Origin of the sequence: Tepidibacter mesophilus, from assembly GCF_002724055.1 — a bacterium.
GTDB classification, from domain to species: Bacteria; Bacillota; Clostridia; order Peptostreptococcales; family Peptostreptococcaceae; genus Tepidibacter_A; species Tepidibacter_A mesophilus.
The window spans coordinates 280,619-293,633 of sequence record NZ_BDQY01000002.1 but is presented as its reverse complement, the minus strand read 5'-3'; the positions used below and the strand labels follow the sequence as shown (position 1 = coordinate 293,633).

The window sequence follows — 13,015 nt, the reverse complement described above, 5'->3', positions numbered from 1 at the left end:
GGCTAATTATGAACTATATTAAAATCAAACTATCAATTATTCGTGTAGACTAGATAGTCTATTTCTTGTGCCTAAAAACATAACTTAAAAATAATTGTAAAAACTATTGACTATAACTAGCTGGTCTATTTGATTGTATGATGGTTAAATGTTGTCCTATTCTCATATTAATTCATTTGTGCTTAATACATAGAATTAAGATTATTAATATGGATAAACTAAGAATATACGTTTAAATCTTGGAGGGTTCAACATTGAATAAGGAAATTATTTCTAATAAGCAAGGAATTTCCATTATAGTTTTATTTTTAATAGGATCAAATTCTATATTTGTACCTGGATTAGAAGCTAAGAACGATGCATGGTTAGCTATTATTTTGTCTGTTATTACTGTTATGCCTATTTTATTCATATTTGCACGATTAAATTATCTATTTCCGGATAAAGATTTATTTGATATTATTGAAATTTGTGTTGGTAAGTTTATTGGAAAACTAATAACGATAATATTTACTTGCTATGCTTTTTATTGGGCAGCCGATGTTTTAAATAATTATGCTTTCTACATTAAAACCGTTAATTTATCTGATACACCCTCAATTATTACTCTAATATTTTTAGGATTTTTATGTAGTTGGTCGGTAAGAGAAGGCATCGAAGTTTTAGGTAGATGGTCTCAAGCTTTTTTACTCGTACCTATTATTTCTTTACTAATCGTTTCAATATCTTCAGTTCCTAATATGGATATGAATAATATTAAACCCACGTTGTATGAAGGTATCACCCCTATATTTAAAGCTATTTTTAACCAATCATTCTTTCAAGCAATAGCATTTTCAATGGCTTTTAATGGTTTTAAACACAAGAAATCTTCTTATAAAGTATATTATATATCTGTACTAATAGCAGGAATATATATGTTGTTGTTAACAATTACTAATATTTTAGTTTTAGGAGAAGATATTTGCACAATTAAATATTATCCTACCTATAATTTAGCTACATTACTAAATTTGCGTGGCGTTCTTCAAAACCTAGATATATTAGTATCTTTAGCCTTTGTATTAGGTGGGTTTATTAAAATAAGTATATTATTTTTATGTATATGTAAAGGTATTACTAAGTTATTTAAATGTAGTGATTATCGTTTATATATAACTCCTATAACTCTATTAATATTAAACTTAGCTTATTTCCAATATGATAGTGTAATGAATTATATGGAATTTAATTCAAAAATATGGCCCTACTTTTTTTTCCCATTTCAAGTTATACTTCCTATAATTATATTTGTTTTTGCTGAAATTAAGCATAAACGATTTACTTTATAATATAAAAAAGTATAGTATCTAGATGTTACATATCATTATATAAAATATAAATCAAAATATCCTTAGATTTAATAGTTGAATTAAGTACCCTTAACATGGATAAAATAAAGATATATATTTAGATTTTGGAGGAGTTAATATTGAATAAAGAAATTATTTCTGATAAACAAGGAATTTCTATTATGATTTTATTTTTAATAGGATCAACTTCTATATTCGTACCTGGATCGGAAGCTAAAAGAGATGGATGGTTGGCTGTTATTTTAGCTGTATTTTCTGTTATACCTATATTATTTATATTCGCAAGATTAAACTATCTGTTTCCAAATCAAGATTTATTTGATATTATTGAAATTTGTTTTGGAAAATTCATTGGAAAAATAACAATAATAATATTTACTTGGTATACTTTTTACTGGACAGCCGATGTTTTAAATAATTATGCTCTATTTATACAAAATGTTAATTTGAAACATACTCCACAAATTATAGTAATAATATTTTTTGTGATTTTATGTAGTTGGGCAATAAGAGAAGGTGTTGAAGTTTTAGGTAAATGGTCAAAAATTTTTTTACTAATTCCTATATTTTCCTTAGTAATAGTATCTTCTTTATCAATTGCTAATATGGATATAAATAATTTAAAACCTATGTTGTACGAAGGTACTGGACCGTTATTTAAAGCTACTTTCAGTATATTTTCTCAGCCATTTTGTCAAGTAATAGCTTTTTCTATGGCTCTTAATGGATTTAGAACTAATAAATCTTCTTATAAAGTTTATTTTACATCTTTATTAGTATCAGGGCTATATTTCTTATTATTGACCCTTACTAATATTTTAGTTTTAGGAGGAACTATCGCATCAAATAAGTATTATCCTACATATAATTTAGCTACAAGATTAGATGTTCTTATGATTTTACAAAACCTAGAAATACTAATATCCTTATCATTTATATTAGGTGGATTTATCAAAATAAGTATATTATTATTATGTGTATGTAAGGGTATTACTAAAACATTTCAATGCAATGATTATCGTATATATATAACTCCAATTACATTATTAATAATAAATTTAGCTTATTTCCAATATGATAGTGTAATGCATTATATGGAATTCAATTCCAAAATATGGCCATACTATTTTTTACCATTCCAAGTTATTGTTCCTATCATTATATTTATCTTTGCTGAAATCAAGCAAAAAAAGTATGGTAGATAATCTACCATACTTTTCTTAAACTAAAATTATATCTGTACATCCATTGTTAGATGCTATCTTATATAACTTATCCATCATATCATCATTTGGTGTATAGCTGCTTATAATATCTTTTCTAACACCGTGGTTTCTATATCTTATTATTTTGTATCTTATATTTGGATTTAAAGATGCTATAAGATTACTTATTTTATCTACATTATAATGATTATTTAAAACATCAGGAACTATAACCGTTCTAACCTCATATAATTTATCTATACTAGCTAAATATTTTATATTCTCAATTACATTTTTATTTGACATTCCTGTAAGCATTTTATGTTCATCTTCATCATATGATTTCAAATCTATCATACCCATATCCATTACATTTACAAAATCCTTTTTATCATTTAAAGATATTGATCCATTAGTGTCTACATAACATGTCAATCCAAGTTTTTTAACTTTATTAAATAGCTTTGTTAAAAACTCATGTTGAAGAGTACATTCCCCTCCCGAAACTGTTATACCAGATATAAAAGATTTAACCTTGTATATTTGTTCATAAACTTCATCAACACTCATGTAAAGACTCTTAGGGTTTGAATCATTAGGACATGACTTTAAACACATATCACAATGTTTACAATTTTTTATATCCCAAACAACTTCGTTCTGTTTATTAGATAAACTTTGGTATTTACAAGATTTAACACATACTCCACAGTTATTACATACATTTATAGTCTCTGGATTATGGCAATATAAACAATTAAAATTGCACCCTTGCATAAATATAACACTTCTATTTCCAGGTCCATCCACAGAGCTAAATGGAAGTATTCTATTTACTAAGCCCTTATACATCTTTTCTTATCTTTCTATCTAGTACATTATTGTTATTTACAGCGCCCATTCCAAAAGCTACAGTATCCTGTAATACCTGCTCACCTTTTTGAAGTTTTTCTATTTCTGATCTTTTAACAAGATATCCAGTAATTCTTATAACATCACAATCTGTAGAATATAAAGAGAAATATCTCATTTCCTCTTTAAATGCACCTTTTATTATATCCAATATATATTCAGGATTTTTCTTCGCCATAGAGTCAAAGTTGAATATATCACCTATTCCAGATGGAAAGTATTTATGGAATTTTGCTGACTGAATTAAATGTTGGTGTATTTCTGGCTCATCTCCTATTGGAATTCTACATCCTGGACTTATTCCTTCATCTGTATCTATACCAACTTGTGCGTGAAGAACATATCTATTATTTGAAGCATGACAATAAGGCGCTTCATGCTTGTTTACTTCTTCTTCTAATTTTTGAATTATTGTGATTCCTAATTCATTTGCTCTTTGGCTATGACCAAATCTATTTTCTTTAACATCTGAATTTATAAAGTGATTTACACTCTCAGCAAGCCCAAACATACCAAACATAGCTGTAAAGTTATCTTTTTCTATTAGATTTTCTCTAACTAAGAAACTCGACTCAAAGAAACCACTTTCCTCTACTAAAAACTTCACTCTTTCATCCATGTATTCAGCCATTATTTTTACTGCTTCAGGAATCTTATTTTCTATAAAGTCATTTTCATCCTTTGCTATTTTACTAAGTCCAGCAAGGTTTAGTCTAACTAATGTATGACTTCCACCCGCCATATTAAGCCCATTGTAGCAACTCACTATTGCATAATTTTGTCCAAGGTCATTTGCAAACATTTTATGATTTGCAAAACTAGGTTTAGCAGTTACAAGAGCTGTTTTTATAGCTTCAACTGCAAATTCATCTGAAGTCTCATCTGAATATTTAATAGTAACATTAGGTATTGCATTTTCAAGTTCTCTTTCAGCTTTTAGTATAAGTCTTCCAGCCTTAGTGTCTTTAGGACCTATATTAGCATGACAAAATGAATCTGTAATAGTTCTATCTATATGTGTTAAGAATAATTTGATAGCTTTATAAGCTTCATCCTCATCTTCTATAAATCTATCAAGTAGTGTGTCTATATTTCCTATATAAACAGGAAAAGATGTTATTGATGGAACATGCTTGTATAAAATCAATAAACTATTTACTGCTTCCCAAATATCCTTAGGAGGCTTTATACCTAAAAACTTACTTCCATTTGTAATAAATCTTTCATAATCTGGAACTATATATCTAGGTCTGTACGGAGCATTACCTTCGTTAAGATCGCATATTATGCCTTCTTCTCTGTACTTTTGTGCCATTTCACTTATGTTTAAAACATTTAAATTACCTTCCGCAGCCCTAGCAAGACTCATAACCTTCTGCTCATAAGTCATAGTATTATCCTTTATTATGTTTAAAATATTAGTCATGGTACTTCACTCTCCATTTAAAATATTTTAACCACTTTTAAATGGTTGTTTAACATACTACTTAAATTTTTTTGTAATATGCTGTTATTTATATATTATACCCATTTATTATTTTTAGCAAACGTTATTTTCGCCTATACATATATTTTGAATTTTGCAAATATAATTTTGATATATAACTATATAAGAAAGGACGATGTACATGAACAACACTTGTATTTATCTTAGAAAATCAAGAGCAGATGAAGAAGCTGAAAAAAAAGGAGATAAAGAAACTCTACTAAAACATAAGAGAGCCTTGCTTAAATATGCAAAAGAAAATAATTTAAATATATTAAAAATCAGAGAAGAAATAGCCTCTGGAGAAAGCTTGATGCATAGACCCGAGATGTTAGACCTTTTAAAAGATGTTGAGAATAATTTGTATGACTGCGTTTTATGTATGGATATAGATAGACTTGGAAGAGGTAATATGAAGGAACAAGGTCTTATTCTTGAGACTTTCAAAAATTCTAACACAAAAATAGTAACCCCTAGAAAAGTATACAATTTAGAAGATGAATTCGATGAAGAATATTCAGAGTTCGAGGCATTTATGGCTAGAAAAGAGCTTAAAATAATAAATAGACGCCTTCAAAATGGTAGAATCCGAAGTGTTGAAGATGGAAATTATTTAGGAACTCTTCCTCCATACGGATATGAGATTTGTTACAAAGATAATTACAGGACCTTAACTCCTCATCCAGAGCAGTCAGTAGTTGTAAATATTATATTTGATTTATATACAAATCATTCTTTAGGGTGTAAAAAAATAGCTGATAAACTAAATGATATGAACTACAAAAGCTATACAGGCTCAAATTGGTCATCCGCCTCAGTTCTTTCAATAATAAAAAACAATGTCTATACAGGAAGAATACAGTGGAGAAAAACACTTAATAAAAAATCAAATGAAATAGGTAAAAATAAAGAAACTAAGATTAGACCAAAAAAAGAGTGGATAGATGTTCAAGGAAAACACAAAGCTATTATTTCTTCTGAAACGTATAAAAAGGCACAAAGAATTTTATCAAGTAGATCTCATACTCCCTTTAATTCAAAGACCAAAATCTCAAACCCTCTAGCAGGAGTTATTAAATGCTTTTACTGTAATTCATCTATGGTTCTTAGACCATATAAAAATAGAGATTCTCAAATTATGTGTCCTAAAAACTGTTCTAATAAAAGTAGTAAGCTTATACATATAGAAAATAAGCTAACATTATCTTTGAGGTATTGGTTAAAAAAATATGAATTTGATTTAAATAAGTATTCTAGTGATGATAAGAATAATAATACTTCCTTATATAAAAATATACTTTATAGCTTAAAAAAAGAATTGGGTAATTTAAATATTCAAAAGAACAATTTGCACGATTTTTTAGAACGAAATGTATACGATGAATCTACATATATAACTAGGTTAAATTCAATTAGCAAAAAAATTAAAGATATACAAAACTCTATAGATGAAACAAATAATAAGTTAATGGATGTTTCTAAAAAATTAGATGTAAGTTGTGTCCCAAGATTTATGCATCTTTTGGATATTTATGAAAGCACAGATAGTAATGCTTTGAAGAATAGATTACTAAAATCTATTCTGAATGATGTTGTATATAAAAAGGAAAAACATAAAAGAAATGATGAGTTTACATTAATAATTTATCCTAAATTACCAAAAGAGTAGCTAATTAGCTACTCTTTTGGTAATTTCTAATGAAATATTTTATTTAATTCAACTTTTATATCTTCAATACTCTTTCCACTAGCCTTTATCACTGGTATTTTGGTCAAAGATGTCTCAATTCCTATAAAATTTGATTTTGAACCCGATACTAATAATGCATCGAAATTGTTTAAATAATTTGGGTTATTCTTTTCATTAGTGTCTATTATATCTATTTGATAACCTTCTCTTTTTAAATCATTTTTTACAAATGACATAGTTCTTTCAACAGCTATATTTTTCAATGTAACCCCTCCTAAATTTGAAGTTGATATAAGGTTTAAGATATTTCATTCCCTTCTTTATCTACGCCGATAGGATCTTGAAGAGATACCTCTCCTTTATTTTTTTTACCCGCTCTTATACTCATAAGTATCTCATTTTCTATGCATCTTGCAGCATATGTTGCAAGTCGTGTTCCTTTATCAATATTAAATGTCTCTATTGCCTTTATAAGTCCAATAGTTCCAATAGATATTAAGTCCTCTATATCCTCTTGATAGTTAGTGTATTTTTTTACAATATGAGCTACTAGTCTTAAATTTCTTTCTACTAGAATAGGTTTGACACTTAAGTCTCCTTGTTTAAACTTTTTTAAATATTCTAGTTCTTCTTTAGGGGTTAGTGGATTTGGAAATGATTTTGTATTTGTCAATATATTCACCCCCCATATAATGAGTCACTTTACATTATATGAGAGTCTTTATATTATTGTGCCTGTACTTGTTTAATATTATTTATATTTTCAATTATATCTTTAAATACAGGTGCTGCAGCTCCTGATCCTGATTTTCCATCATATATAAATACAGTTACTGCATATTTAGGTATTTTTGCTGGATAGTAACCAGTAAACCATCCATGTACAAATTTTTTCCCATTAACGTAGTATTCTGCTGAACCAGTTTTTCCTGCACTATTTCCTTGAATCTCTTTTATATTTTTAGCTGTACCAGTTTCAACAACACCCTCCATTAATTTTTTTATTCTATTTATTATAAAAGGAGACATAACCACCTTATCTTTTTCTGATTTATGCTTTTGAATGGCATTCATATTTTGATCTAATATAGAGTCAAATAAATACAATTTTTTATAAACTCCATTATTAGCTATTATCTGCGTCATTTGATTAACTTGAAGAGGAGTTACTTCTACATCCCCTTGTCCTATTGATATATTTCCTATAGCATTGCCTTTAACAGAATCTCCTTTTGGAAGTGAAGTCTCTTTTTCTTCTTCTAACCCTATATCTATTTTGTCTGATAATCCCATTCTTTTTGCAGTTTCTAATATTTTTTTGCTTCCAAGCCTTTTTCCTATTTCAACGAATACTGGGTTGCATGAATTATAAAAAGCCTCTTTGAATGTCTCTTCTCCATGTCCTTCTCTTTCCCAACATTTTATTTTTATTCCATCAAATTCTATATATCCTTTGCAGTCAAACTTTTCTTCTTCATCTACTAAGCCTTCTTCAAAAGCTGCAAGAGTTACTATTATTTTAAATATAGATCCAGGTGGATATTTACATTGAATTGCTTTATTCAACAATTCTTGTTTTTCGCTGTCTATATAATCTTCTATCTTATTTGGATTAAAATTAGGTCTTGATGCCATTGCAAGTATTTCACCCGTATTTACATCCGATACTATGACAGCCCCATTTTTATGGTTTTTGTCCAGTGCTTTTTCAACTATTTTTTGTATATTATAGTCTATAGTCAATTTTATGTTCTTATGTTTTATATCCTCACTTTGATATTTTTTAAAACTTCCAGGAACTACATTTTTCCTAGCATCTACAAATGCCTCTACATATTCTCTATTTTGATCTTTGAGTAAATCATTTTTAGCTTTTTCAATTCCACTTACACCTTTATTTTCATACTCATTTATATATCCCAAAACATGCGTTAATATATTTTCACTTCTATACCTATATGTTTTATTGACTATTAAAATTGCACTCTTACTTTCTATTTGCTTTCTTAAGCTATCATTTAAATCCTTTATTTTAAGCTCTATTAGATTGCTTTTAGTCTCAAATCTATTATATATTTGTTTTTCAGAAAGATTTGTAACTTTTTTTAATATATCTATTTTTTCTTTATCTAAATCAAAATTCCTCTTTAATATTACAACTATATCCTCTTTTTCATTGTCTGTAAGCATCATATTGTTTCGATCATATATAGTGCCTCTATTGCTAGTCAAATCTATTTTTATTTCACTTTGTCTTACAGCTCTTTCATAATATTCTTTACCTTTATAACCTTGTATATATATAAGTCTTCCAAATAGTAATATAAATACAAAAGAAAAAGTAAATAAAACTATTGAGAGTCTTTTATTATGTTTTGTCTTACTTTTTTTCCTCAAAAAAACACCCCCTGATAAGGATTATTTTTTCCAATTATCAAGGGGTTAATACTTTAATTAATCATCTTTTTTAACTTTTGACTCTATTATAGACTTTATCTTAGCAACAACAATATCTATAGCAACACTATTATAGCCACCTTCTGGCATTATAATATCTGCATACTTCTTATACGGCTCTATAAACTGCATATGAGCAGGTCTTACAGTAGAAAGATATTGATCTATTACTGAATCAACAGTTCTCCCTCTTTCTTGTATATCTCTTTGGATTCTTCTTAGTATTCTAATATCATTATCTGTATCTACAAATATCTTTATATCCAACATATTTCTTAAGTTTTCATCTTCTAACATCATTATGCCCTCAACCACTATTATATCCTTAGAAAAAATCTCTGTGTATTTATCTAAGTCTCTAGTATGTTTTTCAAAGTCATAAACTGGTTTTTTAATACTCTTTCCCTCTAGCAGATGGTTTAAGTGACCTATTAAAAGTTCATTATCAAACGCAAAAGGATGATCATAATTAGTCTTTAACCTTTCTTCAAATTCAAGATGACTTTGGTCTTTATAGTAAGCATCTTGCTCTATAATAGATAGATTTTCCTCTGGTATACTCTCTATTATAGCCTTACTTACTGTGCTTTTTCCCGAACCAGTTCCACCAGTTATTCCTATTATCAAGGGCCTATTTTTCATCGTCTATCACCTTTCTCAATATATAGTTTTCTTTAACACAAGCATCAAACTTGATCTTAATTAATTGTCTAGGATGGGGTGCTACTTCTATCTCTTCACCTTTTTCATTCCATAATTTATCTATCTTAGTGTAAATAGTCTCCTTGTTGGGACCTATTATTTCTATCTCATCTCCTACAAACATTCTGTTTCTCTGTTCTACTAATGCTATTCCTTCTTTTTCATCGAAAGATTTGACAAGTCCTATAAAATCGTAATCTCTTATATATGAACTAGACCCGTAATGTTGCTCATCTGATTTAGGCTTATCAAAATAAAAACCAGTTGTAAAATCTCTATGACTAGCTTTTTTAATTTCATCAAGCCACATAGGATTAAACTTCCACGATTTACCATTCTTATAATACTCATCTATAGCCATTCTATACGCTCTAACAACAGATGCTACATAATAAGAAGTTTTCATTCTACCTTCTATTTTAAGACTTTTAATTCCAGATTCTATTATTTGAGGTATGTACTCTATCATGCATAAATCTTTTGAATTAAAGAAGAATGTACCTCTTTCATCTTCATATACAGGAAAATACTCTCCAGGTCGTTTTTCTTCAACTAATGAATATTCCCATCTGCAAGGATGAGCACAAGCTCCTCTATTTGCATCTCTTCCAGTCATATAGTTACTTATAAGACACCTTCCTGAATATGATATGCACATAGCCCCATGTACAAATGCTTCTATTTCCATATCTTCAGGTATATTATCACTAATTTCTTTTATTTCCTCAAATGAAAGTTCTCTAGCAGTTACTATTCTATTAACCCCTTGGTTGTACCAAAACTTAGCACTCATATAGTTAGTATTATTAGCTTGAGTACTTAAATGTACTTCCATATTAGGTATAACAGTTTTTACTACTGATAAAACCCCTGGATCTGATACTATTACAGCATCCACTCCTATTTCTTCAAGTTGCTTTAAGTATTCATTTAACCCTTTAAAGTCTTCATTATGAGGTATTACATTAACCGTTACATATAATTTCTTGTCTCTATCATGAACGAACTTTACACCTTCTTGCATCTGTTCATAAGTGAAATTTTTAGCACCTGCTCTTAATCCAAAAAATTCTCCTCCAACATATACAGCATCTGCACCATATTCAATGGCCATCTTTAATTTTTCCAAATCTCCAGCTGGAGCTAGCAATTCTACCTTTTGCATATTAACACCTCTTTAATATTTTTTATAACTTAAAGCCACACCATCTCCAATTGGTATTAGGCTAGTATCTAAATAATCACAATTACTTATATAGTCTAGATAGTTTCTCATTCTCTTTACTATTGTTTTTTTCCTTCTAATAACGTACTTATCACTTGCAACCATTCCTTTGTAAAGTATATTGTCAGATATCAGTACTCCACCAGGCTTTAATTTATCTATAACTAAATCATAAAATAATTTATATTGCCCTTTAGCTGCATCAAGAAAAATCATATCAAATTCTCCATCTACTTCTTTTAACTTTTCCTCGGCATCTCCCTCAAGTATAGTTATGTTATCCTCAAATTTATACTTTTTAATATTTTCTGATGCTTTTTCTATCATTTTTTCATTTCTTTCTACTGTTATTATTTCACAATCCTTATTCAAAGTATTCGCAAACAAAATAGAAGAATATCCAATTGCACATCCAACCTCTAGTATTCTTTTTGGCTTATTCATCTTTAATATTACTTTTAAAAATTCTGCAACTTCTTTATGAACTATAGGAACTAAATTCTCACTTGCATAATCCTCTAATTCCTTTAAAAAAGTTTCACTTTCTTTTAATGTATTTCTTATATATTCTTCTACAAATTCATCTACTATATTGCTCAAAAGTATCATCCTTTCTATGACACAAATAAAAAATTCGTCTAGTCGCTACGCACTGACTCATGTCGCCAACGATCCCTATGGTCTCCGTTGCTCAAAAATAGTTGCAAGCATAGTTCTTTCATCAATGTTATCCTCAATTTGAAAATCATATAATTTCCTTAAGCATATAAAAAAGTTCTTCTGTGAAGAACCTTTAAATGTAAACTTTTTTGAAACTCATAACGGAATTTATATTTATCCACAATTTAAAGAGGAATATAATTTCCTATTCACTTTCATTTTCTACTTTTCTTTTTAGATGATCATTATACGTCTTTGAAAAGCTATGACTACCATCTTTCTTTGCTACAAAATACAAATAATCTACATTTTGAGGGTAAAGAGCCGCTTCTATTGATTTCTTACCGGGCGATGCTATTGGTCCAGGAGGTAATCCCGAATTTTTGTACGTATTATAAGGAGAGTCTATTCTTATATCATCAAAGCTTAAATTACTTTTTCTATGTCCTAGTATATATTGTACTGTCGCACAAGATTGAAGAGGCATATTTATATTCATTCTATTGTAAAATACACCTGCTATTACACTTCTTTCCTTATCTAATCTAGCTTCTCTTTCTATAATAGACGCCAAAGATATAACCTGATTAAGTGTAAGATTTTTTTCATCTTGAACTTTTTTATATTCATCAGTATATATTTCATCAAATCTCTTTAACATTACATTTATGATATCTTTTTCAGAATACTTTTTATCAAAGAAATATGTATCCGGGAATAAGTATCCTTCAAGAGATAATATATCTCCCTCATTCAAAAATTTATAATCATCACTAAAATTCACAGGATTATTTACTAAATCCATAAACTTGTCCTTATTGCCAAGCCCCAACTGTGAAATTCTATCTGCAATTTGATGAGCTTCAAAACCTTCTGGAATAGTAATCTTAACTAAATCCTTATATACCCTACCTGAATTTAGTATATCCAATATCTCTTTATTCGAACGAGATTGATTGATGTTATAAAGTCCAGCCTTTATTCCAGTATCCATATTATTTACCTTAGCAGTTATTTTGAAAAATAATTTGTTCTTTATAAGTTCTTTTTCAAAAAGTGTTTGACTAAGACTATCAAGCGAAGATCCTTTTTTTATATCCACCAACACTTGCTTATTGCTACTAGAATCATAAGGACCTGTTTGTATATTAAAGTAGACTAACCCCGATGCTATAATAAGTACAATAAAAATACATATAATAAATAATTTTTTCATATTATTACCTCTTTTTTATTAAATTTAACATATTCATGTTATTATGTATCGAATGGTAAACAATATAATTTTAAAAAAATTCAATATTTTTTATATAAAATAGGAACTTA

Annotated in this window: 12 protein-coding genes; 3 read left to right on the top strand and 9 right to left on the bottom strand. The window is 28.2% G+C overall.

Going from position 1 to position 13,015, the window contains the following annotated elements; genetic code table 11:
* The first annotated feature begins 254 nt into the window (after positions 1-254).
* Positions 255-1,331 (top strand): GerAB/ArcD/ProY family transporter, encoded by a 1,077-nt coding sequence (locus Tmeso_RS03225; protein WP_187296203.1) that lies wholly within the window; start codon positions 255-257, stop codon positions 1,329-1,331.
* A 140-nt stretch (positions 1,332-1,471) separates the two neighbouring features.
* Positions 1,472-2,557, top strand: a complete 1,086-nt coding sequence (locus Tmeso_RS03220) for a GerAB/ArcD/ProY family transporter (RefSeq protein ID WP_099188182.1) — start codon at positions 1,472-1,474, stop codon at positions 2,555-2,557.
* 15 nt (positions 2,558-2,572) lie between these two features.
* Here the strand turns inward: Tmeso_RS03220 and Tmeso_RS03215 are convergent, their stop codons facing one another.
* Positions 2,573-3,409 carry a YjjW family glycine radical enzyme activase gene (locus Tmeso_RS03215; RefSeq protein WP_099188180.1) on the bottom strand — a complete coding sequence of 279 codons (837 nt, stop codon included), beginning with the start codon at positions 3,407-3,409 and terminating at the stop codon, positions 2,573-2,575.
* Complete coding sequence (locus Tmeso_RS03210; RefSeq protein WP_099188178.1) at positions 3,402-4,895, bottom strand: YjjI family glycine radical enzyme; 1,494 nt, start codon at positions 4,893-4,895, stop codon at positions 3,402-3,404. Before Tmeso_RS03210 ends, Tmeso_RS03215 begins: the two co-directional genes overlap by 8 nt.
* A gap of 202 nt (positions 4,896-5,097) precedes the next feature.
* On the opposite strand from Tmeso_RS03210, the gene Tmeso_RS03205 reads away from it, so the two are divergent.
* Positions 5,098-6,624 carry a recombinase family protein gene (locus Tmeso_RS03205; protein ID WP_099188177.1) on the top strand — a complete coding sequence of 509 codons (1,527 nt, stop codon included), beginning with the start codon at positions 5,098-5,100 and terminating at the stop codon, positions 6,622-6,624.
* Between the two features lie 26 nt (positions 6,625-6,650).
* Here the strand turns inward: Tmeso_RS03205 and Tmeso_RS03200 are convergent, their stop codons facing one another.
* The 7 genes from Tmeso_RS03200 to mltG form a co-directional block, all read right to left on the bottom strand.
* Positions 6,651-6,908 (bottom strand): YkuS family protein, encoded by a 258-nt coding sequence (locus Tmeso_RS03200; protein WP_099188175.1) that lies wholly within the window; start codon positions 6,906-6,908, stop codon positions 6,651-6,653.
* Between the two features lie 35 nt (positions 6,909-6,943).
* The gene (locus tag Tmeso_RS03195) at positions 6,944-7,318 is read right to left on the bottom strand and encodes a sigma-70 family RNA polymerase sigma factor (protein ID WP_099188173.1); all 375 of its coding nucleotides are present in this window, start codon (positions 7,316-7,318) and stop codon (positions 6,944-6,946) included.
* A 53-nt stretch (positions 7,319-7,371) separates the two neighbouring features.
* Positions 7,372-9,042 carry a peptidoglycan D,D-transpeptidase FtsI family protein gene (locus tag Tmeso_RS03190; RefSeq protein ID WP_099188171.1) on the bottom strand — a complete coding sequence of 557 codons (1,671 nt, stop codon included), beginning with the start codon at positions 9,040-9,042 and terminating at the stop codon, positions 7,372-7,374.
* A 57-nt stretch (positions 9,043-9,099) separates the two neighbouring features.
* A complete protein-coding gene (udk, locus tag Tmeso_RS03185) occupies positions 9,100-9,744 on the bottom strand; it encodes a uridine kinase (RefSeq protein ID WP_099188169.1) in 645 nt (214 codons plus the stop codon).
* Positions 9,734-10,969, bottom strand: a complete 1,236-nt coding sequence (locus Tmeso_RS03180; RefSeq protein ID WP_099188167.1) for a peptidase U32 family protein — start codon at positions 10,967-10,969, stop codon at positions 9,734-9,736. Before Tmeso_RS03180 ends, udk begins: the two co-directional genes overlap by 11 nt.
* Before the next feature lie 12 nt (positions 10,970-10,981).
* Positions 10,982-11,629, bottom strand: a complete 648-nt coding sequence (locus Tmeso_RS03175; protein WP_099188166.1) for an O-methyltransferase — start codon at positions 11,627-11,629, stop codon at positions 10,982-10,984.
* Positions 11,630-11,894: 265 nt separating this feature from the next.
* Positions 11,895-12,905, bottom strand: a complete 1,011-nt coding sequence (gene mltG / locus Tmeso_RS03170) for an endolytic transglycosylase MltG (RefSeq protein WP_099188165.1) — start codon at positions 12,903-12,905, stop codon at positions 11,895-11,897.
* Positions 12,906-13,015: the final 110 nt, after the last annotated feature.